The organism is Streptomyces sp. SP18BB07 (genome assembly GCF_036322545.1).
Lineage (GTDB): Bacteria > Actinomycetota > Actinomycetes > Streptomycetales > Streptomycetaceae > Streptomyces > Streptomyces deccanensis.
The window spans coordinates 1-383 of record NZ_JAQYWT010000123.1 but is presented as its reverse complement, the minus strand read 5'-3'; the positions used below and the strand labels follow the sequence as shown (position 1 = coordinate 383).

The following is a 383-nucleotide window of genomic DNA, read 5'->3' as shown; positions in this document are numbered from 1 at the left end:
GTTGACGTAGTCGGCGCCGATGCCGACCTTCTCGTAGTGCGTGCGGCACAGCTCGATGTAGTCGTGGACGTCGAAGTACCCGTCGGGCTCGCCGTTCTCGTCCAGCCAGATCAGCGGTCCCTTGACGATGAAGAACGCCTTCATCGGCTCGTCGCTCTCGTAGGCCACCAGCGTGTGACCCTCGCCCGGTGCCTCGTAGACGAAGTCTCCGGCCTGTGCGGTCCAGGGCCGTTCCAGATACCCCCACTTGCCGGAGATCGTGTAGGCGAACACCTCGTGCGGGTGGTAGTGCCGGTTGACGAGTCCGGCCTCCTTGGCGCGCAGGATGTCGGCCCAGGAGTTGTCCTTGACGTTGATCCACAGGGGTCGTGATCCGACGGTCT

1 protein-coding gene is annotated in these 383 nt (G+C 64.0%); it reads right to left on the bottom strand.

The genetic code is table 11. The annotated features are described in order from the left end of the window. On the bottom strand, positions 1 to 383 hold a 383-nt coding region (locus PUR53_RS00395), incomplete at both ends, for a 2,4'-dihydroxyacetophenone dioxygenase family protein (RefSeq protein ID WP_329906981.1).